The organism is Sphingobium jiangsuense (assembly GCF_014196495.1).
Classification (GTDB): domain Bacteria; phylum Pseudomonadota; class Alphaproteobacteria; order Sphingomonadales; family Sphingomonadaceae; genus Sphingobium; species Sphingobium jiangsuense.
The window spans coordinates 23,372-47,441 of the sequence record NZ_JACIDT010000003.1 but is presented as its reverse complement, the minus strand read 5'-3'; the positions used below and the strand labels follow the sequence as shown (position 1 = coordinate 47,441).

The window sequence follows — 24,070 nt, the reverse complement described above, 5'->3', positions numbered from 1 at the left end:
TACTTATGAGTTTTTCAAAAGATGCAATGGGTGCGGTCGGGGTCGTTGCAATGATAGCGCTCGGCACCTTCTTGGGAATGTCAGACGTCGGAGGTGAGTCCATCAAAGCAGCCATTACGGCATACGGCATGTTATTGGTGTATATCGCATTCATCGTGACGCTATTTGTTTTCGCATACCGAGCGGTCAAGAAATCCATTCAAAAACTGATGAATAAGAATACCCAATGACACAGCAAACTAAAGACCAGACGAAATCTGTCCCGCCGCTCTTGGAGCTTCCAGTCTATCAGGAAAAATATTGCAGTCAGGCCGTGACCGATAACGCCCTCTCCTATCTATGGGCGAACAGGCCGGACCTCGTAGCTGCGCAGGCGGAGGTAGAGAGCCGGAATTTCGATAACGTCTACATCATGGAATTGGCGGCCATCGTCGAGTTTTTCCGCGACGAGGCCAGCAAGCACATTGAAATCCCCACCACCAGACTCGGAATGCTCGACCTTCTATTCGAGATGAGTCGCAGGTTGAGGTTGGCGCTCGGGATTCCGGCGTGGGAAGTGCGGGGGCGGCCTCTGGCTGAATCCGAAAACGGCCCAATGCCTGACTTGCCCTCGTATCCTATTGAGACAGGTAAAGGCGAGATGGGACTCACTCAAGAAATGGCCGATAGAATCATTGAGGCCGCCTATCGGGCTGCACCACACCTCTTTTTTGAAAGAGTCGAGTGCCTGCGGCGCGGCGGCATTTGGCCTTATGATTCTATCCATGCACTAGCCGAAGTGATTAAGTCTACCGCTTCACCAAACGACTTTAATTCCATCAAACATTGGGGATTGGAGTATTTGATACGGGGGGAAATAACCTACAGACTGGTCAAATCTTGCAACATAAATGGCGTTATCGCAGATAGAGTGGAGTAATGAGCAAGCCTGTATTAATTCTGGATGCTAACTATGTGATAGATATTTTTGGTCGAAACGGATTTGATATAAATCTTGGAAGCGCCATTCTCGATGGTCTTAGCGAGAAATACGATGTCTATCTACCCGATACCATCCTTGGGGAACTGGCCCCCGAGGGTAATGACCATGGCAATAGTCCGGGTTTACGGGACTTGCTCAGAGAAAAAGTAACGTCTGGACTATTGAAAGACGTGATTACGGGTATTCCTGACGGTCCAAGAGACGCAGGCGACGAAGCAATAAAATCCATTCTCGAAAACCCCGCCGCACACGGGATTTCGATTGACGAAGGCGTATTCGTTGCAACAAGAGATTCCAGTTATTTTGTATCCGGCGACGGCTCTGAATACTTCAATCACGTTGTCTCGACGCAGAGCCTGACACAGGCCGCCGCCGTCGATGGCCGGATAAGCATCGAGGATTATAAGCAGCTTTCCACCGTTGGAAGTCCCAACATTGGTGGAGGATGGCAATCTTACCACGATGTGACTACCAGCGCGGCGAACAGTCAGTTGGGTCTTTCGGGCAGCTATGATGCGATAGCCGAGAAATACACGTTTGAAAAAGGCGGAAAGTCACTCTCCATCGCCGAGGCCGACCTGCATAAAGGTCTCAGTTCTCTAGCGACCGGCGTTCAGGTTGATGGCCAAGCCCACAATCTTCTTCACCTCGGCAAGTTCGGCAGCGCGCTCGACAAGGTGGGTTGGCTTGGCGACATCCTCGGCACCGCAGCCGCGATTGTCGAAGCACAGCAAGCCTATGACAACGGCGATAATCACACGGCAGGCTCGATACTAGCCGCGCATACAGGCGGCCTTCTAGGGGGTTTGGGCCTCGGCACCCTCAGCGCGGCAGGCGCTAGCGCATTGCTCGCCGTTCCGGGCGTAAACGTCGGCGTTGCTATGGGCATGTTGTTTGTCGGCGCTGCGGGTCTTGCGGGCGGCTATCTTGGCGGCGCTGCTGGCGAGAGCATGTTCAAAGATTTGTACGAGGAAATCTCCGGCCTCGGCCTGGTTGGATTCAGCCAGCAGCTTTACGATGACTACAAATGGGGCCTCTCGAACCCGTCCGAGGTTTTCAACATCGGCAACCTGATGGAGCTTGTCCAAAGCACCTTTAGCACTGCGATAACCACAGGCTCGCCTCTTGTACTGGATATCGCCGGAACAGGTATCAACCTCACTAGCGTCAACACATCTCCGGTCTATTGGGATATCGACGTTGACGGCATGCGCGAAGCGTCGGGCTGGATAGGCGCAGGCAGCGGCCTTCTTGCCATCGACCTCGACAGCAACGGCAAGATTGACGACCATTCGGAGCTTTTTGGCGACCAAAACGGCAGCGCCGCGAACGGCTTTCAGGCCCTTGCCGCTTACGACAGCAACAGCGACGGGGGCATTGACGCTAACGACGACCAGTTCGCGGACCTACTGATATGGATGGATGCCAATGGTGACGGCCTGACGGACGCTGGGGAGCTTTTTACGCTCACGAGCCTCGACATAACTAGCATCAATCTGAACTACTCGTCGGCGAACTACACCCTGAACGACAACGTGATCCGCCAGCAAAGCACATTCACGATGAACGGCCAGACGCACGATATTGTGGATGCGTGGTTTACCTACGACAACACGAACACGTCTTACGCGGGCGAATATGACCTTGATGTAAGAGCGCTCATTCTGCCCGCACAGCGAGGCTATGGCGAGATGGCGGACCTGCATATCGCCATGAGCCAGAACGAAGATTTGCTCGACATGGTGGCCACGCTGGCGACTAAATCCGCCGCTGAGCTATTCGCGTCCAACTTCGATGTTCGGGCTGCACTGACCGATATCATGTACGAATGGGCTGGCGTCACGGATATGGACCCCAACAGCCGGGGTACTGCTCTCGACGCGCGGATGGTTGCCTTCCTTGAGAAGCTGAACGGCGATGTTTTCGGCAATAGCCCGACTTCGACCGTTGGAGGGATCGCCGCCGCGCCCATGCGCGAAGCATGGAACGCGGCATTCAGCATGGTCGCCACGCACTTCCTTGCGCAATCGGGCATGAACGACCTTCTCGGCAATCCCTCTTACGACCTCAGAGCCGATAACCTCTCCGGCGGCTACTTCGGCGAGGATTTGGCGCTTCGTTTCACGACACCCTTTGCTTCGGGGTATTGGATCGCCAACGATTCTGGCTTTAACGATGTGTATATATTCCGCGCTGGCGATGCGCCGCACAGCAATGGTCTCAATATCCACGAAACCGTCAGCGCGACCACCGATGCCATATTCCTTGGCGGCATCGACCCGGCCAATGTCCGCCTCTGGACGGACAACTATGGCGGGCTGGTTATCCGCTACACGAACAACGATTCCTTCACGATCAGCGCCTCTAAGCATAGTTCAGGCGCGTCGCGCGTCGGGGAATATGTTGAGTTCATCATGTTTGATGATGGCACAACGTGGGATTTGCGCGAAGGGCTCGATTTGCGTCTGCCCGATGGCAGCACCACCGCCGGATACGGATCAATCTATGGCGATACGATTGAAGGCGGCTCGGGGACGAACCACATTTACGGCTATGCCGGAAATGATACGTTAACCGGGAATGGGGGTACCGACTACCTCTATGGCGGCATTGGCAACGATGCTTACACGTTCAAGGCCGGGGATGGTCAGGATACGATTTACGAATACGTAGGCGAAGGTACAGACACGATCCGACTGGAAGGTGTCTTGGCTGATGACGTTCTGATATGGGCAGAAGTGCTGAATAGCACACAGTCACGTCTATACATACAATATGGAGCCACCGATAAAGTCACGGTCTCGGGCGGCACCTATGATAGCAGTACCGGCGCGACAATCGGGCCTGTCGAGCAGGTTGTGTTTGACGACAACACAGTTTGGGATTTGACAGGTGGGCTGATGATGCGCCTACCGAATGGCTCTACGAATGCGTTTGGAACCGCCTACGATGATACGATCTTCGGGGGAACGAACAACGACCACATCAGCGGCGGTGATGGAAACGATACGCTCTATGGCGGCGCAGGGAGCGACCACCTCTTTGGTGGTGATGGAGACGACTTCCTGAGTGGCGGGATAGGCTCCAACGGCCTCAATGGCGGTGCTGGCGCTGACATATTCCACTTCGATGCCACCGCGCTTGACGGTTCGACCGACACTATTAGCGATTTCTCGATGACGGACGGCGACGTGATTGATATCCGCGACGTGCTGGACGGCGTTTATGACCCTCTCACCGATAATCTCGCCGATTTTGTCAAGTTCCAGCCGACTGCATATTATGGCCTCGGCCTGAGGATTGACCTCGACGGCACCGGCACCGCGTACGGCTGGCAATCGGTCGCCAACCTCTCAGGCTACAGTTCGCTTCCTGATGTGGACACGCTTGTTGCCAACGGCCACCTGCTGGCCGCGTAAGAGAGGGCGATTTCCTCCGAGAAAAGCCGCCAGCGGAGTTTCGTCCGCTGGCGGTTTTCTTTTGGGCGGAGGCTTAAAAGCCCGGTCCCTTGACGCGGCGCGTGATGATCGCGCGGTTAATGTTTTCGAGGGACGCCAGCGCATTCGCACGCTCAGTGGTGTCGGGCTCGGTGAAGGCCAATTCCTGCTGCACGCGGTAGAATTTGGAGTGCAGAGCGGTTTCCGGCAGGTTGTCGAGTTCGGAAGCGACGATGAGGCGCATGGGCTGTCTCCCTTTTGCTTGAGGCCGCAACCACTACGGCCTTTCTTGCCCCCCCGATGACGCTAGCGGGATTGCCGGGCGCATCCGTAGGACCGCAACGGAGAGAAGGAGCCCGCACGGGCTTGCGCCCAGCAGGCAAAGCCGCTGGCAGGGTGCATGATGGATAGGACGTATGGGGGCGGACACGCAGGGAGATTGCCCCGCGCCCGTTTCTGACTTGCCCGAACCTCGTTCCCGCCGGAGCACAACCGCCCGCATTCCATCCGCGCGCGGATAGTAGGGCTTCACCCCCTGAGCATGTTCGCCGCCTGCGTGTAGTTGTACGCCTCGTACAGCGTCCACAGCCCGCCCGCGATAAATAGGACGCCAATCAGGAAAACGAGCGTCATCACGCCGAGCGCGATGAGCGTCGCGCCCATCAGATAGCCGACCGTCGTCGGGATGCTATAGACGGCGCGCGTCTTGTCGTTGCGCAGTGCAAGCGCCTTGAACACGCCGTTCTTCTCGCGTCCGGCCAGCGTCACCTCGTCGCCATCCCGAATGTCCGGCACATCGGCCAGCTTGATTTGTGCGGAGCGCTCGCCCACCCGAAACGCGATGACCTGTCCGGTTTTCACGGAGCCGCCATTACGGCCCACGGTGCCGCGCGTTTCAGTCGAATGGCGAATGCCGCTGACGGCCCCGCTCAGTGTGGTCAGTCCCATATCATCCCCTTACGGCTTTCATTCCAGCTACAGCTTCGGCGCTTGCGCCTGCGCATCTGCCTTGCGCTTGGCTTCCGCCTTGAGGCCGTTCACCCATTGGCTGCTGCGTATCTCCGACGACCAGACCGCCCCGAGGTCGATGAGGGAGGCTTTGGCCGCGCGCACCGGCCCGCTCCAAATGTCATAGCTATAGGTGAGCACCTGCCCGCAGGCGGCGGGATCGCTGGCCAACGTCAGGCCGAGCGATTGATACCGCCGTTCATTCTGGAACGTCGGGACTATCCTATTGCGGGAGAGTTCGTGCCCGACATAGGGGCGGTTGCCCCGACGGGTGAAGGTGCAGCGCGGTTTGCCTACTTCTTCCCAAACAAGCTGGTGCGGCTCAGCAAAGGACGGCTGGCCGTATTTAGCGAGAAGGCTTGCGCGGAATTGCTGCTGCGTCGGCGGGTTTTGCATGTGTGCGAGATTGGGGCGCTCAATGGCGATGACGCGCGGCTCGGACGGCGGCGTCGCGAAATACACGATGAACAGTTCAAACCCACCGCGCGCAGGCTGGACTTCCAGCCTGTCGAGAAATTCCGGCGTGGAGAGGTCCTCCGGCCTGCCTTCTCCGGCAGCGTAGTTATAGCGCGAGGTCGTGCGGATAATCCGCATACTGGCATCGAAGGCCATCAGCGCCGCGCGGGCTTCCGCTTCGGTCATGCCGATACGCACCCCTGCAATGTCCATTTTGGCCGCAGGCGTGGACGCAGTTTGCGCGAAAGCTGGCGTGAGCGTGGCCAAAGCTGCGCCGACTAAAGTGGAACAAAGCGCAGCCCTTCGCTGCATCGGGAATCTCCTTAGGGGAATGAATGGAGCGCGGCGGTGATCAGCCCGTCACGTCGCTGATATCGTTCGCGCGCCAGTCAGGCGGCATGCTCGATTGGGCGCAGTAGCGGGCGCTACGCTCCCAGCCGTGCTCGCTCTTGGCGGTGAAGGCGATATCTCCCGTGAGGGTATAGATGGAGGTGCTGGTTTCCGGCGGGGCGCTGTCCTGCAAATCCCCGCAGGCTTCCGTCACGCGGTAGGTGTTCGGCCCCGTTTGCTCGATTTTTTTGAACTCGCAGAAATCCCGCGCGCCCCCGATGCCTTCGCGGCGCAGCAGCGTCGTGGTGGCGTTGGAGGCTTGGTTGCACGGCGTATCGCTCTCGACGTAATAGCCACGCTTGAGCGGCAAGGCTGCGATAATGGCCGCTTGCGCCTTGGCCGGAACGGCTTCGGGCGCAGCTGGTGCGGTGGCTTGATTTGCCGAGGCGGTATTGGCTTCGGCGGCAGTCATGCCCGCCGTGCCGCCGGATACCGCTTCCGCTGCCCCCTCTGTGGCGGCGGTATTCTCTGCCGTCTCGGCATTCTGGCCGCAGGAGGCAAGCCCCGCTGCGAGCAGCAGCGGCACGATGAGGGAATGGGTTTGGCTCATGACATCTCCGCGCGTGAAAATCCTTCCCGCTATGGTTAAGGTGGCGCGGAGGCCCATTCGTCCCCTAAACAGGGGAGAAATCACGAAGCCTTGAGCAATGCCGCCGTGCGGCGTTGTTCATGCGGGGTTATTTGAAGAGCGGATAAGGTTAACTTTGTAACCGCATAAACACGGGGGACGTTACACGGCCATGTTGTCCCAAGAAGTCCTTGAGCCCCGTCTCTCGGGATTAATTGCGCATCTATACGATGCAGCGGTGGACGATAGCCTTTGGGCGGGAACAGCGGCGCGCATCGCGGAAACGCTCGGCTCGACCAGCACTGTTCTCAAATTGCACGGCGAGAATGCCCGCGTGAATCTACTGGAATGCACCGACAACCTCATGGTGTCCGCGCGGGAGCAGGCTTGGGCCGACGACTGGCACCGCAAGGATTTATGGGTGGAGCGCAGCGTAGCCTATGGCATGCAGCGCATCATCACCGATGAGGATTTGGTGACCCCCGAGGAACAGGCGCGGAGCGGCTTTTATCAGGAATGGCTCCGGCATCTGGATATTCATCACATGATTGGCGCGGTGTTCCCCGCAGCGGACGGTGCTATCGGGGTGCTCGGCATCCACAGGCCGCAGGGGGCTGGTGCCTATACAGGCCACGAGCGGCGGCAGGCCGCGCTTGTCCTGCCGCATTTGCAGCAGGCGCTGCGTCTGGGGCAGCGGTTTGCCGCAGTATCCCAATCCCATGCCGCCGCCTTACAGGCCCTCGACAGGCTGGATACGGGCGTGCTGATGGTGGACGGCACGGGCCGTGTCATTCAGGCCAGCAGTATGGCGGAGCGGCTGCTGCACGAGAATACGGAGCTTGCGGTTATTCGCGGTCGGCTGGCGCTGCGCCCGCCCGCCCTTCACGATAAGCTCTTGGCGCTGGTGCGCGGGGCGATGGATACCTCGCGGGGTAAGATTGCCAAACTCGGCTCTGCGCTCGCCATTCCGCGTCCGCATCGCATGCCGCTGGCCCTTGAGGTTTCCCCCTTGCGCCCCTCGGCTTCCGCCTTTGGCGAACAGCTTCCTGCCGTGCTGGTATTCATCCGCGACCCCGAAGCGCCGATCGCCGCCGCGCGGTTGCGCGAGCTATTCGGCCTTACGCGCACCGAAGGCGCGGTTGCAGCCGCCCTTGGGCGGGGAGCCCCGCTAGAGAACATTGCGGCAAGTATGGGCATCGGGCTTGCGACCGTGCGCAGCCATCTCAAGCGCATTCTCGCCAAGACCGGAACGCATAGACAAGCGGAAGCCGTAGCTTTGCTGGCACGTAGCGTTTCGACGGTTTCCAATCACTGATTGCGGGAAGCGATGCCCCAGCGCTCTTTCAGGCGCTCGACCGTCTGACGCCACTTTGGCGTCACGGGCTTGCACACCGTGTTCTGATTACCAAACAGGCCGATTTCATTCACTGCGTCTTGTAGCGGCACGGCGTGAATCCACCGCACAGGCACGAAATATTCCATGCGCTCGGGGTCATCGACGTTTTCGCGGTGATAGGTTGCGCCCGTCAGGGCTTCGAGCGCAGGACGCTCACCCTCCGGCGTTTGCACCATGAACTCGGTAATCGGCTGGCGCGGTCCCGTGACCTCGCCAACGCCGACGAAGCCTTGGCCGGGGACTTTCACCCAAACCTTGTCACCGACCGAGAGCAGATTGAGCGTGTTGCTATACCAGCTTCCGCCGCCGCTGCTGATAAAGCCGTACTGGCGGCCTTCATCCCAATTCCGCGAGCCACCATGTCCGAAGCAGGCGTAGAACTCGCCGTTCCATGGTTCGCGCTCGCGGGTGCCGCGTGTCGCGGAAGGCGTTGCCGCGCTGACCTGCGTTTGCACGGGGTCAACGAGCCAAGTGCGGCTGAGAAGCTGCTGTTCGCCATGGGCGAAGACCTGAAAGCACAGCACGTTGATGGGAATGCCCTTGTCGCCAAGGTATTTGACGATGCGCTCGCTGCTGTCATCGAGGTGCGTCGCGACGATAACGATTTGGTGGCTTTCGTTAAGCGTGTCTTCGTCAAGCGGCTGGCCGAAGCGGGCGAGAAAATCTGCCGCAAGATCGCGCCCCGGGGCGAAGCGTCCATAAATGGCGGCAATGTCGCTGGTTTCCAGCACTTCAACCCAGCTTGCGTAGTCAAGCGCCTGCGCCACCACTTCACGCGGCGTGCGGTCGCGCTTCAGTTCAATCAGGATGAGCGCGCCATCGGGAGCGAGAGCGAGGAGGTCGAGCCGTCCCGCCGTGGTGGATTCCTGCCGACCAATCAGCATCCACTCATCCGAGAGAATGCGCGGCGCGGCCACAATCATGTCTTCCAATGCCCGCTCGCTCACAAGCCGTGTTTCAGTCAGGGCTTGGGGGTTGGCGGAGACAGTCCAGATGTCGTTACGAATAGGCATGCGTCAGGTGTTTACTCGCAATAGGTTGTTAATTTCATAGCGAAACAAAGTGGAATCGTAAGTCCCAGAATAGCCCAGACTTGGGAATATTCTCAGCTCGGATTTCAATTTCATAAGATGGGCGTCCCCTACGGGCGGGCGCTATGGCAGGGCCACCGAACCCCCATAGGGTTTCGTCCCATGCGGGTGACGCTCCCTGACGCGCAAGCGATGCGGCCTTCGTCCGCCTTCCTTCTTTCTTTGGGGGCGTGTCGCCCTTCACCGTCAAGACCAAGCCCCAAGACAAGCTTGGGTGCGGAAAACGGGGGCCGTGTAGTCGCTGCGCTCCGGCCCGCGCCATCCCCCCGTTTTCCGGTCTGGACGGCTGAATCCCCGCTCATTGCCGCGTGGCTAGTCGGTTGCATGCGCAACCCATCAGCCAAGGAAGAAAAGGCAATGAAACAAGATGTTTATGAGAGAGTAACCGCCCATATCGTGACCGCATTGGAAAACGGCGTCCGCCCGTGGTTTCAGCCGTGGAACGTCGAGCATGCCGCAGGCCGGATTACCCGCCCGCTGCGCGCGAATGGTCAGCCCTACCGTGGAATTAATGTCCTGATGCTGTGGGGCGCAGCCTGCGAACGCGGTTATAACGCGCCGATCTGGATGACCTACAAACAGGCGCAGGAGCTTGGCGGTAACGTCCGCAAGGGCGAGAAGGGCAATCTTGTCGTGTACGCCAACACCATCACCAAAACCGAAACCGATGAAAACGGGCAGGAATCCGAGCGCGATATTCCTTTTATGAAGGGCTATACCGTGTTCAACGTGGAGCAGGTGGAAGGATTGCCCGCGCATTTCTATGCGCTGGCCGAGCGTCCCGCCGATACCGTGCAGCGCATCGCGCATGCGGAGGCTTTCTTTGCTGCGACCCGTGCGGATATTCGCCACGGCGGCAGCCGAGCATTTTTCAGCCCCGCACAGGACTTTGTGCAAATGCCGCCCTTTGAAGCCTTCCGCGAGGCCGAAGCCTATTACGCCACCCTTGCCCATGAAATGACCCACTGGACGAAAGGCGCGAACCGCTTGGAGCGAGATTTTGGCCGCAAGCGCTGGGGCGATGAAGGCTATGCGATGGAAGAGCTTGTCGCAGAGCTTGGCGCGGCGTTCCTTTGCGCCGACCTCAGCCTGTCGCCGGAACCCCGTGACGAGCATGCCGCCTATATTGGCAACTGGCTCAAGGTGCTGAAGGAGGACAAGCGCGCCATATTCAGCGCCGCCGCCCATGCGCAGCGGGCCGCCGATTATCTCCACAGCTTGCAGCCGCAGCCCGCCGCATTGCAGGAAGCCGCCTGAAACGAAAACGCCGGAGGGGCGACCCTCCGGCGTCTGGCGGAACCGCCGTCATGTTGACGGCGGCTATTTCCTATCCCGCCCGACCCACCCCTGAGCGGACGGCGCGGCCTTTGGGGCCGCGCCGGACAGAGGACTTTCAGCCCTGATATTCTTCGACGCCGCGCTCCCGCTTGCGCGGCACGTCCTTATGACCGCTGCACAGCCAGCAAGAGCAAGGGCGGCAATGCGTAGAGGCATTGCGCCCGACCGCGCGCGGCGAATGCACAGGCGCATCGGAGAGGCCGCGCGCCCACAGCGTCATGACGCGGCGCGCTCGCGCCTTCATGCGTTCTTTGTCCTGTCTGCGCCTTGCTCGCATCGTCCTATCCTGCCGCTTCTAGCCCTAATATGGGCGCTGCGCGCCATAGCCGAGGGATGGCCCACAACAAGGCTCGAATCAACCCGAGACGGGGCTGCTTTGATGGGCGATGTTGGGGAGGGTAGAAGCGAATTTTGCGCGCGTGGCCGCGCGACGGTTCCGCAAATTTTTCTGCACAGTACCTACACAGGCAAAAACCGGCGGTTTTTGCTATTGTTTTTCAAATCTTTAGTAGAATCTGAAGATTATAGCGGTCATGATCGGCGCCGCGCGTCTGGGTGATGAGATTTTCCACCACCCGCGCGCGGTCGATGACGCGCGCCAGACGGCTCGCGCACACGTTGAGGAAGCCGCCGATGCCGGCCAGCAGGAAAACCGGCGCCACCGCGAGGCGGATCGTTTCCCCCACATGGGAAATGGGCAGCAGCTCATGCCCCGTGATCGGCATCGGCATGGCGGCGATCAGTTGCCGGCGGCCTTGCGATCCGGCCCGGTGTTGACGCCCATGCTTTGCAGATAGCGCTTCACATTGCGGGCGGCCTGACGCAGGCGCTGCTCATTCTCGACCATCGCGATACGGACATAGCCCTCGCCGTCCTCGCCATAGCCGACGCCGGGCGCGACCGCGACCTTCGCCTGCGTCAGCAGCTGCTTCGAAAATTCGAGGCTGCCCATCTCGCGCAGCGCGGGCGGCAGCGACGCCCAGCAGAACATCGACGCCTTGGCGGGCGGAATGTCCCACCCGGCGCGGCCGAAGCTTTCCACCAGCACGTCGCGGCGCTTGTGGTACAGCTCGCGGTTCTTCTGCACGATGTCCTGCGGGCCGTTGAGCGCCGCGCAAGCCGCCGCCTGGATCGGCGTGAACGCGCCATAGTCGAGATAGCTCTTCACACGGCTGAGCGCGGCGATCAGCTGCTTGTTGCCGACCGCGAAGCCCATGCGCCAGCCCGCCATCGAATAGGTCTTGGACATCGACGTGAACTCGATCGCGATATCCTTCGCGCCCGGCACCTGAAGCACCGAAGGCGTCGGGTTGCCGTCATAATAAAGCTCCGAATAGGCGAGGTCGGAGATGATCCAGACCTTGTTCTCCTTCGCCCAGGCGACCAGCCGCTCGTAGAAGGCGAGGTCCACCGTCTCGGCCGTCGGGTTCGACGGATAGTTGACGATGAGGATGCTGGGGCGCGGCACGGTGAAGGCCATCGCGCGTTCGAGCGACTCAAAATAGCGCTCGTCCGGCGTCGTCGGCACCGAGCGGATGGTCGCGCCGGCGATGATGAAGCCGAAGGTGTGGATCGGGTAGCTGGGATTGGGCGCCAGCACCACGTCGCCCGGCGCGGTGATCGCGGTGGCGAGGCTGGAGAGGCCCTCCTTCGACCCCATGGTCACGACCACCTCGGTTTCCGGGTCGAGATCGACGCCGAAGCGGCGCGCATAATAATTGGCCTGCGCGCGACGCAGCCCCGGTATGCCCTTGGACTGGGAATAGCCGTGCGCGTCGGGCTTCTGCGCGACCTCGCACAGCTTGTCGATCACATGCTGGGGAGGGGGCAGGTCGGGATTGCCCATGCCGAGATCGATAATGTCCTCGCCTGCCGCCCGCGCGGCTGCCCGCATCGCGTTCACTTCGGCGATGACATAAGGTGGCAGGCGCTTGATGCGGTAGAATTCTTCGGACATTTTCCTGTAACTTTCCTGTTGAAAGCACCGGGACGGGATGTGCCCCGGCGCATCGCCAGCTATATACGCCGATCGGGCCCGTTGCCAGAGAAAGACTCTCGCTTTTTCGATGCGTCCGGGGCAGCCTGTGCGGACACCACAAGCATGAGAGGAGCGATATTTGTCCGATCATCAACCCGGCGCCGGCCCTTCCACCGCCTGCGTCCCCTCGCTCGAACAGATGCAGCAATGGACCCGCTCGCTGGGACAGGCGCAGCAGCTGATCCTCGAATATGCGACGGAGCAGATGGCGCGCGCGGTGCCGCAGCCGCCGCTGCCATCGGCGTGCGGGGCCCTGCCGCCCGCCCCGGCCCATTTCTTCCAGCCCGAGCGGCTGGCGCAGGTGCAGGCGGATTTCGCGAAGGAATCGATCGCGCTGTGGCAGCGTTTCCTCGACGGGGGCAAGGGCGACCATACGCCGCCGCCCGACAGCCCGGCCGCGCGCGCCGACCGCCGCTTCGCCGCGCCGCAATGGACCGACCATCCCTTCTACGACATGATTCGGCAAAGCTATCTGCTGATCGCCGATTATCTGACCCGGCTGTCGGATACGGTGGACGGCATCGACCCGCATCAGAAGGAGCGGATGCGCTTCGCCACGCAGGGGCTGGTCGATGCGCTGGCGCCGAGCAATTTCCCGCTGACCAACCCGGTCGTGTTCGAACGGACGATGGAAACCGGCGGTGAAAATCTGGTGCGCGGCCTGCGCCACATGCTGGCCGACATGGAAAAGGGGCAGCTGAGCCAGACGGACGGCTCCGCCTTCAGGGTGGGGGAGAATATCGCGGCGACGCCGGGCAAGGTCGTCAAGGAAACGCCGCTCTATCAGCTGATCCACTATGCGCCGACGACGAAGAAGGTGCTGGCGACGCCGCTCGTCATCTTCCCGCCATGGATCAACCGCTTCTACATCCTCGACCTCTCGCCGGAGAAGAGCTTCGTCAAATGGGCGGTCGACCAAGGGCTGAGCGTGTTCATGGTCAGCTGGAAATCGGCCGACGCGAGCATGAAGGACATCGACTGGGACGATTATATCCTGCGCGGCCAGATCGACGCGATCGACACGGTGCGCGACCTGCTGGGCGTGGAGAGCGTGCACACGATCGGCTATTGCGTGGCCGGAACGACGCTGGCCGCGACGCTGGCGCTGCTCGCCGCGCGGGGGCAGGCGGACAAGGTGGCGAGCGCCACCCTCTTCACCGCGCAGGTCGATTTCAGCGAGGCGGGCGACCTGTCGCTGTTCGTCGACGACGAGCAGCTGAAGCTGGTGGAGCAGCTGTCCGCGCCGGGCTATCTCGACGGGCGCTACATGGCCGCGACCTTCAACCTGCTGCGCGGGCGGGACCTCATCTGGAACTATGTCGTCAACAATTACCTGCTGGGCGAGGATTATGTGCCCTTCGACCTGCTCTACTGGAACGGCGACACGACCAACCTGCCCGCGACATGGCATCGGCACTATCTGGCCGACCTCTATCGCGACAACAAGCTGGCGGCGCCCGGCGCGCTCAGCATCGACGGCACGCCGATCGACCTGCGCAAGGTGACGACGCCCTGCTATATGCAGGCGGGCAAGGAGGATCATATCGCCCCGCCCCGCAGCGTGTGGAAGGTGAAAGATCATTTTCGCGGCCCGATCCGCTTCGTGCTCGCCGGGTCCGGCCACATCGCCGGGGTGGTGAACCCGCCGTCCAAGCAGAAATATCAATATTGGACCTGCGAGAAGCCGGCCGCGAGCCTCGACGAGTTCGTCGCTTCCGCCACCGAGACGCCGGGCAGCTGGTGGCCGGACTGGATCGAATGGGTCCGCGCGGTGGCGCCCGAAACGGTGGCGGCGAAGGGCGCGCGCATCCCCGGCAAGGGCAAGCTGGCGGCGATCGAGGACGCGCCGGGCCGCTATGTGAAGGGCGATCCGGCCTGAGCTGCACCGGTGTGCGCGGGGCGCGGCGGGATCCGGACGAGTTTTTGTTGCAGCGCACAAAAAATCCTTGATCGGGGTGCGCGATTGAGGTATTGTGCATCGCAGCAATTGAGGAGTTCGTCATGACCGGCACCACAAAAGCGCCCCGACGTTCGGCCAGTGCATCTTCGTCCAAGGCAGCCGCGAAACCCGCCGCCGCCAAGGCGCCCCGTCCCCGCAAGCAGGTTGCGGCGCGGGCGATGCCGGAGGTTCAGCCAGAGGTCGAGCCAAAGGTCGAGGATGTCGCCGAACTGACGGCCGCCGATCTTGCTGTTTCGCAGGAAGTACCAGAAGCCCCCCAGCCCGCCCCGGCTGTCGCGGAACCGGACAACGGAGAGGAAACCGCACCTCCCCCGGTCGAAGCGGTTGCCCAAATGGCGGATGCGCCCGTGCAGAAAGGAAAGATACCCATGTCCGACGTGCTCGAAACGACCAAGAAATATACCGAGGAAGCCAAGGAACGCTTCCAGGCCGCCTTTTCGGAAATGAGCGAGAAGACCAAGGCCGGCGTCGAGAAGTCGACCCGCGCGTTCGAGGAATTCAGCGACCTTGCCAAGGGCAATGTCGAAGCGCTGGTCGAATCGGGCAAGATCGCGACCAAGGGCGTCGAGGCCATCGGCCAGGGCGCCGCGGAATATGGCCGCCTCTCCTTCGAAAAGGCCTCGGCCGCGATGAAGAGCCTCGCCGCCGTCAAGTCGCCGACCGAATTCTTCCAGGTGCAGAGCGAGCTTCTGTCCTCCAGCTTCGACGCCTTCGCCAAGGAAAGCGCCAAGGCCAGCGAGGCGCTGCTGAAGCTTGCCGGCGACGTCGCGCAGCCGATCAGCACCCGCGTTTCGGTCGTGACCGAGAAGGTGCGCTCGCTCTCCGCCTGATCGCGGTGGCGGCAACGAAAGCATGACATAGCGGAAATGGCCTCTTCCCCCGGCGGGAAGGGGCCATTTTTCCTTTTGGGACAAGGGCTTGGTCAGCCGGGGCGAACCGACTGCTTTCGCTCTCGCACCCTCTTGCCGAATGCCGTGTCAACCGCCATATTCCCTCGGATGACAGGGTTCCACCAGACTCGAATTTTTTCGATGCGGGCCGTGATGGCCGGGGGCGAGCAGGACGATGAGGGCACCGGAGGATCCGGCCCCCATGTCGGCATCGCCACCCGTACCCGCACGCGCACCAAGCGGCCTTCGCTCTACAAGGTGCTGATGCTCAACGACGACTATACGCCGATGGAATTCGTCGTCCATGTGCTGCAACGCTTCTTCAAGATGGACATGGAGGAAGCGACGCGAGTGATGCTGCATGTGCATCAGCGCGGCGTCGGCGTCTGCGGCATCTTCAGCTATGAGGTGGCGGAAACCAAGGTCAACCAGGTGATGGACTTCGCCCGCCAGAATCAGCATCCGTTGCAATGCACGCTTGAAAAGGCATGATCCCGCCGCGGCCCTACCGGCTCGTTCCTACCCCCTTGCCCTGACCGAATTATATAGGGATAAGAAGCACCTACCGGCAAAGGGGCGGGGGCATGCACCGGACCAATGAGTTGTTCGTGGAACGATTGCCGCTGGCGCCGGACCGGCCGTGGATCGGCTATGCGCTGGCGCTGGTCTTCGTTTTGATCGGGCTGTGGATGCGGCTGTCGCTCGGCCGCCTGCTGCCGCCCGGCCTGCCCTATGTGACCGTCTTTCCCGCCGTCCTGCTCAGCTGCTTCCTGTTCGGCATCGGTCCGGGCCTGCTCGCGGCGGCGGCGGGCGGCTTCTTCGCCTATTTCTGGTTCATCGCACCGACCTTCGGCGGCATCGGAAGCGTCGACGGCGCGCTGGCCCTGTTCTTCTACGCGGCGGCGGCGGGGATCAACATCATCCCGATCCACTGGTTGCAACGCAGCAACCGCAAGCTCGCCCGGCAGCGCGAGCGCAACCGCGAGCTGGCCGACACCCGCGAGGTGCTGTTCCACGAGCTTCAACACCGCGTATCCAACAACCTGCAACTGGCGAGCGCGCTCCTGACGCTGCAACGCCGGACGGTGGCCGACGAGCAGGCGGTGCGCGTGCTGGACGAGGCGAGCCGCCGTCTTATGCTGATCGGGCGGATCAGCCGCTCGCTCTACGACAGCGAGACGGGGCGGCACCGGCTGGAGCCTTTCCTGCGCGATCTGGTTTCCGACATATTGCACGCCAGCGGGCGCGAGGACATCCAGCTGAGCCTCGACATCGGCTGCGATCCCGACCTGCCGTCGGGGGCGTCGGTGCCGATGGCGCTGGTGATCGCCGAATCGGTCAGCAACGCGGTCGAGCACGGGCTGGCCGACCGGCAGGACGCGCGGATCGACATCCGGGTGAGGCCGGGGGAGGACGGCGGCATGACGATCGAGATCGCCGACAACGGGCGCGGTTTGCCGCCCGGTTTCGACGCGGGAAAGCCCGACAGCCTCGGCCTGCGCATCGCCTCGGCGCTGGCGGCGCAGCTGAAGGGCGGCTATCGCCTGCTGCCCCGGCCGGAAGGCGGCACCGTCGCGCAGCTGCGCCTGTCGCTGTAAAGCGCCGCCGCCGCAATCTGGCGCTTGGCGAAGGCCATGGGCTGCGTTATGACCGGCGCCATGATGTCCAAATCCTTCCGGTCCCCCGGCCTCGTCCTGGGCGCGCTCGCTGCTGTTGCCACATTGTCCGCCTGCGCGGGCGGCTCCAAGAACAAGGCCGATACCCAATATGTCGCGCGCGACGTTTCGACGCTGTACAACAGCGCGAAATACCGGCTGGATCGTGGGCAGTACAAGCTGGCCGCCGCGCTGTTCGACGAAGTGGAGCGCCAGCACCCCTATTCCCCCTGGGCGCGCCGGGCGCAGCTGATGAGCGCGTTCAGCTATTATATGAACCAGGATTATACCGAGGCCGTTTCCGCCGCGCAGCGCTTCCTCGCCATCCATCCCGGCAACAAGGACGCGCCCTACGCCTTCTACCTGATCTCGCTCTGCTATTATGAGCAGATCGCCGACGTCACCCGCGACCAGAAGATCACCCAGCAGGCGAAGGACGCGCTGGGCGAACTGATCCGCCGCTACCCGGAATCGCGCTACGCGGCCGACGCGCGGCTGAAGCTCGATCTGGTGAACGACCATCTGGCGGGCAAGGAGATGGAGGTCGGCCGCTTCTACCAGCGCCGGGGCCAGTGGATCGCCGCGACCATCCGTTTCCGCAACGTGATCGACCAGTATCAGACGACGACCCACACGCCCGAGGCGCTGGAGCGTCTGGTCGAAAGCTATCTCGCGCTCGGCCTGCCCGAAGAGGCGAAGAAGGCCGCGGCGGTGCTGGGGGCCAATTATCCCGGCTCCAAATGGTATCAGCATGCCCACAAGCTGATGCGGGAACATGCGCCCGGCGCCTGAGCGACGGCCTGATCGCGACAGGGCCCGCGCCTTCCGCGCCGCCGGGCGGGCGGGATCGCCCGGATGCTGACGGCGCTGTCCATCCGCAACATCGTGCTGATCGAGGCGCTGGACCTGGATTTCGCGCCCGGCCTCGGCGTGCTGACGGGCGAGACGGGCGCGGGCAAGTCGATCCTGCTCGATTCGCTGGGGCTCGCACTGGGCATGCGCGCCGACAGCGGCCTCGTGCGCAACGGCGAGGCGCAGGCGAGCGTCGCCGCCACCTTCGAGCCGGGCGCCGGGACGGCGGCGCGCATCGCGGCGCTGGCCGAGGAAAGCGGGCTGACGGTCGAACCGGGCGAGCCGCTCATCATCCGCCGCACGCTCAAGGCCGATGGCGGCAGCCGCGCCTTCCTCAACGACCAGCCCTGCTCGGCGGCGCTGCTGCGCGAGGTCGGCGGCATGCTGGTCGAGATCCACGGCCAGCATGACGACCGGGGCCTGCTCAATCCGGCGGGGCACCGGGCGCTGCTCGACAGCTTCGGCCGTCATGGCGGCGCGGGCGTGACGGCGGCCTATGAGGCATGGCGCGGCGCGGCGGACCGGCTGGCGCAGGCGCGAGAGGAGGTCGCCCATGCGGAGCGGGACCGCGATTACCTGACCCATGTGGTCGCCGAACTGTCCGCCTTCGCCCCCGAACCGGGCGAGGAGGCGCGGCTCGCCGAAGAGCGGGCGATGATGCAGAAGGGCGCGAAAATCGGCGAGGACCTGACCGCGCTGGGCGATCTGCTCGGCGGGTCGGACGGCGGCCTCGCGCTGTTGCGGCAGGCGGCGCGGCGGCTGGACCGGATCGCCCCCGACCATGAGACATTGGCGCAAGCGCTCGCCGCGCTCGACCGGGCGGTGATCGAGGCGAGCGAGGCGGAGGAGGCGCTGGAACGCGCTGCGGAAGCATTGTCCTTCGACCCGGCGCGGCTGGAAACGGTCGAAACGCGGCTGTTCGACCTGCGCGCGCTCGCCCGCAAGCATCAGGTGCAGGCCGACGATCTCGCCGCGCTGGCCGGGGAACTGGCCGGGCGGCTTTCCCGCATCGAGGCGGGCGCCGAGGGGCTGGCCGGGCTGGAACGCGCCGAGCGGGAAATGCGCGCGGCCTATGAGGCGGCAGCGCGCACCCTTTCGGAGCAGCGCATCGAGGCGGCCGAGCGGCTCGACGCGGCGGTGGCGGCGGAACTTGCGCCGCTGAAGCTCGACGCCGCGCGCTTCCGCACCGTGGTCGAGGCGCTGCCGGAAAGCCAATGGGGGCCGCAGGGCATGGACCGGGTGGAATTCACCATCTCGACCAACCCCGGCGCACCGTTCGCGCCGCTGATGAAGATCGCTTCGGGGGGCGAATTGTCGCGCTTCATCCTCGCGCTGAAAGTGGCGCTGGCGGAACAGGGTGCGGTCGGCACGATGATCTTCGACGAAATCGACCGGGGCGTGGGCGGCGCGGTCGCCTCCGCCATCGGCGAGCGGCTGGCGCGGCTCTCCGAAACGACGCAGCTTCTGGTGGTGACGCACAGCCCGCAGGTGGCGGCGCGCGGCGCGGCGCACATGCTGATTGCCAAATCCTCCGATGGTATCGTCACGCGCACCGACGTGAAGCCGCTGAGCGAAGCCGGACGCCGCGAGGAAATCGCCCGCATGCTCTCCGGCGCGGACATCACCGCCGAGGCGCGGGCGCAGGCCGACAGGCTGCTGGAAAAGATATGACGCAGGAACTCGAAAATCTCTCCGAGGCGCAGGCCGCCAACCGGCTGATGCGGCTGGCGAAGCTGATCGCCCATCACAACCGCCTCTATCATGCCGAGGACGCGCCGGAGATCAGTGACGCGGACTATGACGCGCTGGTGCGCGAAAATAATGCGCTCGAAATGGCGTTCCCCCATCTCGTCCGCGCCGACAGCCCCAACAAGCAGGTCGGGGCACCGGTGGAAGGGTCGGCGCTCGCCAAGGTGCGGCACGAAAAGCGGATGATGTCCCTCGACAATGCCTTTGCCGATGAGGATGTCGCCGAGTTCATCGCCCGCGTGCGGCGCTATCTCGCGCTGCCCGACGACGCGCCGCTGGCGATGACGGCAGAGGACAAGATCGATGGCCTGTCGCTCTCGCTGCGCTACGAAAATCGCGAGCTGGTGCGCGCGGCGACGCGCGGCGACGGACAGGTGGGCGAGGACGTGACCGCCAATGTCCGCACCATCGCCGACATTCCGCAGCGCCTGCCCGCCGACGCGCCCGATCTGTTCGAGGTGCGCGGCGAGGTCTATATGGCGAAGGCCGATTTCGTCGCCCTCAATGCCCGGCTGATGGACGAGGCGCGCGCGCAGGCCGCGCAGCGCGGCGCGGAATTCGACGAGACGAGCGTGCGCCAGTTCGCCAACCCCCGCAACGCCGCCGCCGGGTCGCTGCGCCAGAAGGATGCGACCGTCACCGCGTCGCGCCCGCTGCGCTTCCTCGCCCATGGCTGGGGCGTGGTGAGCGCGCTGCCTGCCGCCACCCAGGGGCCAAATACGCAATGGAACGTGATGCAGGCGATCGGGCGCTGGGGCTTCCCCCTCTCTCCGCTGCTGGTGCGGCTGGAGGGGCAGGAGGCGCTGCTCGCCCAATATCGTGCGATAGAGCGCGCCCGCGCCGACCTGCCCTATGATATCGACGGCGTGGTCTACAAGGTGGACCGGCTCGACTGGCAGGATCGGCTGGGCTTCGTCGCCAAGGCGCCGCGCTGGGCGATCGCGCATAAATTCCCGGCCGAACGCGCGCAGACGACGCTGGAGTCGATCGACATACAGGTCGGCCGCACCGGCAAGCTGACCCCGGTCGGCCGCCTGACCCCGGTGACGGTGGGCGGCGTCGTCGTTTCCAACGTGACGCTGCACAATCGCGACGAGATAGAGCGGCTGGGCGTGCGCCCCGGCGACCGGGTGGTGGTGCAGCGCGCGGGCGACGTCATTCCGCAGGTGGTAGAAAATCTGACGCGGGACGAGGAGCGCGCGGCCTATGCATTTCCGCATCTCTGCCCGGCCTGCGGCTCCGAAGCCGTCGCGGAAGAGGGTGAGGTCGATGTGCGCTGCACCGCGGGCCTCATCTGCCCGGCGCAGCGGATGGAGCGGCTGAAGCATTTCGTTTCGCGCGGCGCGCTCGATATCGAGGGGCTGGGCGAAAAGAGCATCGAGGAATTTTTCGCGCTCGGCTGGCTCGACCATGGGCCGCCCGATATCTTCCGCCTGCGCAAACGCCGGCAGGAATTGCTGGGCCGCGAGGGCTGGAAGGAGAAGTCGGTCGACAATCTGCTCGCCGCGATCGAGGGCAAGCGACAGCCGGACGCCGCGCGGCTGCTCTTCGGCCTCGGCATCCGCCATGTCGGCGCGGTGACGGCGCGCGATCTGCTCAAGCGCCTGACCCGCATCGAGCGGGTGCGCGATCTGGCCGACGAACTGATCGCGCTGCGCGACTCTATCGAACGCCTGCCCGATGAGGATGAGGCGAAGCACGCAAAACGCATCGACGCCGCCCTCGCCACCCATATCGGCATCGAGAATATCGGCGCGGCGGTGGGCCATGCGCTCGCCGATTTCTTCCACGAAGCGCATAATCGCGAAGTGTGGGACGATCTGCTGTCCGAGGTGTCGCCGCCCGATTATGTGGTAGAGACGCTGGAAAGCCCGGTATCCGGCCAGACCATCGTGTTCACCGGCAAGCTCGAAACCATGAGCCGGGACGAGGCCAAGGCGCAGGCGGAAAGGCTGGGCGCGCGGGCGGCGGGGTCGGTCAGCGGTTCCACCGATCTGGTCGTCGCCGGGCCGGGCGCGGGCAGCAAGCTCAAGAAGGCGGCCGAACTCGGCATCCGTGTGATCGACGAGGCCGAGTGGGCGGAAATCGTCAAGGCGGCGGGCTGAACCTTTCCGCAGCTTTGCAAACGGGCATCGCCGACCCGCTTTTCACCCCTGCCCGATATGCGGAAGCCGCACCCATGCGCCTTTTTCCCGCACCTTGCCGCTTTTCGCGCGAAAGGCGGAACAAGGCTCTTGACGCCCTTCTTTCTTGCCGCTCATATGATATTGAGAATCGAAATCATTATTGGCCATGGCGGTATGACCGGCGAAGGGGCGGCCATCAGGATGAAGAGGGATATCGCATGTACGACTATCTGGATCAGCCCGTCGCACGCCTCGACCATGGCGGCCGCTTCCTGATCTGGGCCATGCGGCATTGGGTGCAGGCGATGCACGATCGCCAATGCCCCGCCTGCGTGATCGGCCCGGCCTTCGTCAAATGGCGGATCATGCCCGCGCTCGGCCCTTTCCAGACGATGATGGCGACCCTCAACATGCATGCGTTGCACGACCTCAATTTCGCCCCGTGCCGCTGCGCGACCGTGAGCGAGGACGAGGCGCTGCTGATCGGCCTGATCGCCGGCGTCGGCCAGCGTACCAGCGAGGAGATGACGCGCATCGCCGCGCTCGTGGTGGCAGGCGACAAGGTCGAGCAGCTGCGCGACAGCATCGCCGCGCTGGGCGAGATCATGACCGAGGCGGGCATCATCCCCGGCAAGCCCGCCCCCGCCCCACGTCCGGCGGAATAGGCGGACGGGCGCTCGCCCGCTTCAGCGATGCGGGGCAGCCGCCGCTCCGGCAGCGGGAGGCATCGCCGCCGCCTGATGCTCGGCCGCGAACTCCACTCTCTGCTTCGCCGGATCGGCCGACAGCAGCCGCACGCACAGCGCATCGCCCGGCGCGGCGCCATTGGCCTTGACCCGCGCGACGATCGGCAGGTCGCGCAGCTGCATGCGCGCGCCGCGCTCATCGACATCGGTGACGATCGCAGGGAATATCTCGCCCTCCCTGCCCCTCAGCATCACCGCCTCGGCCAGGTCGATCACCGCGCTTTCGATCTGACCGCCGAGCGAGGCCGCCGCCGCCATCACCCGCGGCAGCCGCTCGAACGCCCGGCTCGCGCTGTCCGGCACCGGCCGCCCGTTGGCGATGGCGAGCGTCGCTTCCACGACATAGCGGTCGGCGAGGCGGCGCAGCGGCGCGGTCGCATGGGCGTAGGTCGCCGCCATCGCGGCATGCCACGGCAACTGCCCCTCGCGCCACGGCACATAGGCCGCCCGCTCGCCCGCGCGGCGGATGGCGAGCATGAAGGCCGCCTCCTTCGGATCCTCAGGGCGCAGGCCGCGCTCGAACTGGTCGAGCGTCTCCATCTCCGGCCATTGCAGGCCGAAGGCGCGCGCGGTCTGGCGCAGGCGCTGCACCGCCTTCTCGTCCGGTGCGGGCATCACGCGGAACAGGCCGGTCCGGTGCGCCAGCAGCGCATCGGCGATGGCGAGATTGGCGGCCAGCGACAGCGCCGCATTGTCGGTTTCCGATTGCAGGCGCGGGCGGAAGGCCAGCGCATAGCCGCCCCAGATCATCGCCGCGACCTCCTGCTCCGGCGGATCGACGCGCGCTGCGCCGCGCCGGTCCTCGGCAAGGCGGATGCGCGCGGCCAGCTCCCCGAAATCGGGCGGCAGGTCGGCGGCGCGCACGCTGTCATAAGCGAGCTTGGCGCGGCTGCGGATGATCGCCCGCTCCGCCCCTTCCAGCTTCACCTGCCCCTGCGCGTCGATGCGCACGGTGAAGATCACCGCCGGGCGCGGGCCGTCGGGCAGCAGGCTCGCCGCCGCCTCGCTCAGCGCGGGCGGGTAGAGCGGGGCCTTGCCATCCGGCAGATATTGGCTGGTGCCGCGCCGCCACGCTTCCTCATCCATCGGGTCGCCATCGACGACGAACCAGCCGACATCGGCGATCGCATAATGCAGCAGCAGGTCCTCGCCCGCCCGCTCGATCGCGAACGCCTGATCGAGATCGGTCGAGGTGGCGGGATCGAGCGTGACGAAGGGCCGGTCGGTGCGGTCGCGATGCTCCGTGGGCGCGCGGCGCGATGCGGCCTCGGCGGCGACCAGCACCGGCGCAGGAAAGCCGTCGGGCACCTGAAAGCGCAGGCGGATGTCGGCCAATCCCTGCGCCAGCGCGCCGCTGCAATCCACCAATGTCCTCACATCCCGGCCCC

Annotated in this window: 20 protein-coding genes and 1 pseudogene; 13 read left to right on the top strand and 8 right to left on the bottom strand. The window is 63.7% G+C overall.

The features are described from left to right. Positions 1 to 5 precede the first annotated feature (5 nt). Genes GGR43_RS05085 through GGR43_RS05075 form a run of 3 tightly spaced genes read left to right on the top strand, consistent with a single transcriptional unit; the run spans position 6 to position 4,401 of the window. The gene (locus GGR43_RS05085) at positions 6 to 230 is read left to right on the top strand and encodes a hypothetical protein (RefSeq protein WP_188070885.1); all 225 of its coding nucleotides are present in this window, start codon (positions 6 to 8) and stop codon (positions 228 to 230) included. Continuing rightward, a complete protein-coding gene (locus GGR43_RS05080; RefSeq protein ID WP_188070884.1) occupies positions 227 to 919 on the top strand; it encodes a hypothetical protein in 693 nt (230 codons plus the stop codon). The genes GGR43_RS05085 and GGR43_RS05080 overlap by 4 nt, the downstream gene beginning before the upstream one ends. Then, on the top strand, positions 919 to 4,401 hold the full coding sequence (locus GGR43_RS05075) for a calcium-binding protein (RefSeq protein WP_188070883.1): 3,483 nt from the start codon (positions 919 to 921) through the stop codon (positions 4,399 to 4,401). The genes GGR43_RS05080 and GGR43_RS05075 overlap by 1 nt, the downstream gene beginning before the upstream one ends. Before the next feature lie 73 nt (positions 4,402 to 4,474). On the opposite strand, the gene GGR43_RS05070 is transcribed toward GGR43_RS05075, so the two are convergent. The 4 genes from GGR43_RS05070 to GGR43_RS05055 all read right to left on the bottom strand — a co-directional run bounded on the left by GGR43_RS05070 (position 4,475) and on the right by GGR43_RS05055 (position 6,823). Further along, positions 4,475 to 4,663 carry a hypothetical protein gene (locus GGR43_RS05070; RefSeq protein ID WP_188070882.1) on the bottom strand — a complete coding sequence of 63 codons (189 nt, stop codon included), beginning with the start codon at positions 4,661 to 4,663 and terminating at the stop codon, positions 4,475 to 4,477. 284 nt (positions 4,664 to 4,947) lie between these two features. Next, entirely contained in the window at positions 4,948 to 5,367 is a 420-nt protein-coding gene (locus tag GGR43_RS05065; protein WP_188070881.1) for a hypothetical protein, read from the bottom strand. Between the two features lie 27 nt (positions 5,368 to 5,394). Continuing rightward, a complete protein-coding gene (locus GGR43_RS05060; RefSeq protein WP_223177303.1) occupies positions 5,395 to 6,195 on the bottom strand; it encodes a hypothetical protein in 801 nt (266 codons plus the stop codon). A 40-nt stretch (positions 6,196 to 6,235) separates the two neighbouring features. Continuing rightward, the gene (locus tag GGR43_RS05055; protein ID WP_188070879.1) at positions 6,236 to 6,823 is read right to left on the bottom strand and encodes a hypothetical protein; all 588 of its coding nucleotides are present in this window, start codon (positions 6,821 to 6,823) and stop codon (positions 6,236 to 6,238) included. A gap of 256 nt (positions 6,824 to 7,079) precedes the next feature. Between GGR43_RS05055 and GGR43_RS23850 the strand changes: the two genes are divergently transcribed. Further along, complete coding sequence (locus tag GGR43_RS23850; RefSeq protein WP_223177302.1) at positions 7,080 to 8,156, top strand: helix-turn-helix transcriptional regulator; 1,077 nt, start codon at positions 7,080 to 7,082, stop codon at positions 8,154 to 8,156. On the opposite strand, the gene GGR43_RS05045 is transcribed toward GGR43_RS23850, so the two are convergent. After that, entirely contained in the window at positions 8,150 to 9,250 is a 1,101-nt protein-coding gene (locus GGR43_RS05045) for an endonuclease NucS domain-containing protein (RefSeq protein WP_188070877.1), read from the bottom strand. The two genes, GGR43_RS23850 and GGR43_RS05045, sit on opposite strands and share 7 nt — an antisense overlap. A 435-nt stretch (positions 9,251 to 9,685) precedes the next feature. Here GGR43_RS05045 and GGR43_RS05040 point away from each other — a divergent pair, with 435 nt between their 5' ends. Then, positions 9,686 to 10,585: an ArdC family protein gene (locus GGR43_RS05040; protein ID WP_188071173.1), complete on the top strand. Its 900-nt coding sequence runs from the start codon at positions 9,686 to 9,688 to the stop codon at positions 10,583 to 10,585. Between the two features lie 608 nt (positions 10,586 to 11,193). On the opposite strand, the pseudogene GGR43_RS05030 reads toward GGR43_RS05040, so the two are convergent. Together GGR43_RS05030 and GGR43_RS05025 are read right to left on the bottom strand one after the other, a co-directional pair. Then, positions 11,194 to 11,391: pseudogene (locus GGR43_RS05030) on the bottom strand (DUF2721 domain-containing protein); the annotation flags it as partial. A 14-nt stretch (positions 11,392 to 11,405) separates the two neighbouring features. Further along, the gene (locus GGR43_RS05025) at positions 11,406 to 12,623 is read right to left on the bottom strand and encodes an LL-diaminopimelate aminotransferase (protein WP_188070875.1); all 1,218 of its coding nucleotides are present in this window, start codon (positions 12,621 to 12,623) and stop codon (positions 11,406 to 11,408) included. Positions 12,624 to 12,843: 220 nt separating this feature from the next. On the opposite strand from GGR43_RS05025, the gene GGR43_RS05020 reads away from it, so the two are divergent. From GGR43_RS05020 to GGR43_RS04985, 8 genes are all read left to right on the top strand, one after another. Beyond that, on the top strand, positions 12,844 to 14,583 hold the full coding sequence (locus tag GGR43_RS05020; RefSeq protein WP_188071171.1) for a PHA/PHB synthase family protein: 1,740 nt from the start codon (positions 12,844 to 12,846) through the stop codon (positions 14,581 to 14,583). 122 nt (positions 14,584 to 14,705) lie between these two features. Next, on the top strand, positions 14,706 to 15,494 hold the full coding sequence (locus GGR43_RS05015; protein WP_188070874.1) for a phasin family protein: 789 nt from the start codon (positions 14,706 to 14,708) through the stop codon (positions 15,492 to 15,494). A gap of 201 nt (positions 15,495 to 15,695) precedes the next feature. After that, positions 15,696 to 16,046, top strand: a complete 351-nt coding sequence (gene clpS / locus GGR43_RS05010; RefSeq protein WP_246343350.1) for an ATP-dependent Clp protease adapter ClpS — start codon at positions 15,696 to 15,698, stop codon at positions 16,044 to 16,046. Between the two features lie 92 nt (positions 16,047 to 16,138). After that, positions 16,139 to 17,152, top strand: a complete 1,014-nt coding sequence (locus tag GGR43_RS05005; protein WP_188070872.1) for a sensor histidine kinase — start codon at positions 16,139 to 16,141, stop codon at positions 17,150 to 17,152. Positions 17,153 to 17,215: 63 nt separating this feature from the next. After that, positions 17,216 to 18,001 (top strand): outer membrane protein assembly factor BamD, encoded by a 786-nt coding sequence (locus GGR43_RS05000; protein ID WP_188071170.1) that lies wholly within the window; start codon positions 17,216 to 17,218, stop codon positions 17,999 to 18,001. A gap of 63 nt (positions 18,002 to 18,064) precedes the next feature. After that, positions 18,065 to 19,732, top strand: coding sequence for a DNA repair protein RecN (recN, locus tag GGR43_RS04995; protein WP_188070871.1), 1,668 nt, complete (start codon positions 18,065 to 18,067; stop codon positions 19,730 to 19,732). Continuing rightward, positions 19,729 to 21,915, top strand: coding sequence for an NAD-dependent DNA ligase LigA (gene ligA, locus GGR43_RS04990; protein WP_188070870.1), 2,187 nt, complete (start codon positions 19,729 to 19,731; stop codon positions 21,913 to 21,915). Before recN ends, ligA begins: the two co-directional genes overlap by 4 nt. A 239-nt stretch (positions 21,916 to 22,154) precedes the next feature. Next, positions 22,155 to 22,601 (top strand): hypothetical protein, encoded by a 447-nt coding sequence (locus GGR43_RS04985; protein ID WP_188070869.1) that lies wholly within the window; start codon positions 22,155 to 22,157, stop codon positions 22,599 to 22,601. 21 nt (positions 22,602 to 22,622) lie between these two features. Here GGR43_RS04985 and GGR43_RS04980 read toward each other — a convergent pair whose 3' ends face one another. After that, on the bottom strand, positions 22,623 to 24,059 hold the full coding sequence (locus tag GGR43_RS04980) for an RNB domain-containing ribonuclease (RefSeq protein ID WP_188070868.1): 1,437 nt from the start codon (positions 24,057 to 24,059) through the stop codon (positions 22,623 to 22,625). Positions 24,060 to 24,070: the final 11 nt, after the last annotated feature.

Coding starts and splice junctions, on each gene's coding strand:
- GGR43_RS05085 (WP_188070885.1), top strand. CDS start 6: ATGAGTTTTTCAAAAGATGCAATGGGTGCGGTCGGGGTCGTTGCAATG.
- GGR43_RS05080 (WP_188070884.1), top strand. CDS start 227: ATGACACAGCAAACTAAAGACCAGACGAAATCTGTCCCGCCGCTCTTG.
- GGR43_RS05075 (WP_188070883.1), top strand. CDS start 919: ATGAGCAAGCCTGTATTAATTCTGGATGCTAACTATGTGATAGATATT.
- GGR43_RS05070 (WP_188070882.1), bottom strand. CDS start 4,663: ATGCGCCTCATCGTCGCTTCCGAACTCGACAACCTGCCGGAAACCGCT.
- GGR43_RS05065 (WP_188070881.1), bottom strand. CDS start 5,367: ATGGGACTGACCACACTGAGCGGGGCCGTCAGCGGCATTCGCCATTCG.
- GGR43_RS05060 (WP_223177303.1), bottom strand. CDS start 6,195: ATGCAGCGAAGGGCTGCGCTTTGTTCCACTTTAGTCGGCGCAGCTTTG.
- GGR43_RS05055 (WP_188070879.1), bottom strand. CDS start 6,823: ATGAGCCAAACCCATTCCCTCATCGTGCCGCTGCTGCTCGCAGCGGGG.
- GGR43_RS05045 (WP_188070877.1), bottom strand. CDS start 9,250: ATGCCTATTCGTAACGACATCTGGACTGTCTCCGCCAACCCCCAAGCC.
- GGR43_RS05040 (WP_188071173.1), top strand. CDS start 9,686: ATGAAACAAGATGTTTATGAGAGAGTAACCGCCCATATCGTGACCGCA.
- GGR43_RS05025 (WP_188070875.1), bottom strand. CDS start 12,623: ATGTCCGAAGAATTCTACCGCATCAAGCGCCTGCCACCTTATGTCATC.
- GGR43_RS05020 (WP_188071171.1), top strand. CDS start 12,844: ATGCAGCAATGGACCCGCTCGCTGGGACAGGCGCAGCAGCTGATCCTC.
- GGR43_RS05015 (WP_188070874.1), top strand. CDS start 14,706: ATGACCGGCACCACAAAAGCGCCCCGACGTTCGGCCAGTGCATCTTCG.
- clpS (WP_246343350.1), top strand. CDS start 15,696: ATGCGGGCCGTGATGGCCGGGGGCGAGCAGGACGATGAGGGCACCGGA.
- GGR43_RS05005 (WP_188070872.1), top strand. CDS start 16,139: ATGCACCGGACCAATGAGTTGTTCGTGGAACGATTGCCGCTGGCGCCG.
- GGR43_RS05000 (WP_188071170.1), top strand. CDS start 17,216: ATGTCCAAATCCTTCCGGTCCCCCGGCCTCGTCCTGGGCGCGCTCGCT.
- recN (WP_188070871.1), top strand. CDS start 18,065: ATGCTGACGGCGCTGTCCATCCGCAACATCGTGCTGATCGAGGCGCTG.
- ligA (WP_188070870.1), top strand. CDS start 19,729: ATGACGCAGGAACTCGAAAATCTCTCCGAGGCGCAGGCCGCCAACCGG.
- GGR43_RS04985 (WP_188070869.1), top strand. CDS start 22,155: ATGTACGACTATCTGGATCAGCCCGTCGCACGCCTCGACCATGGCGGC.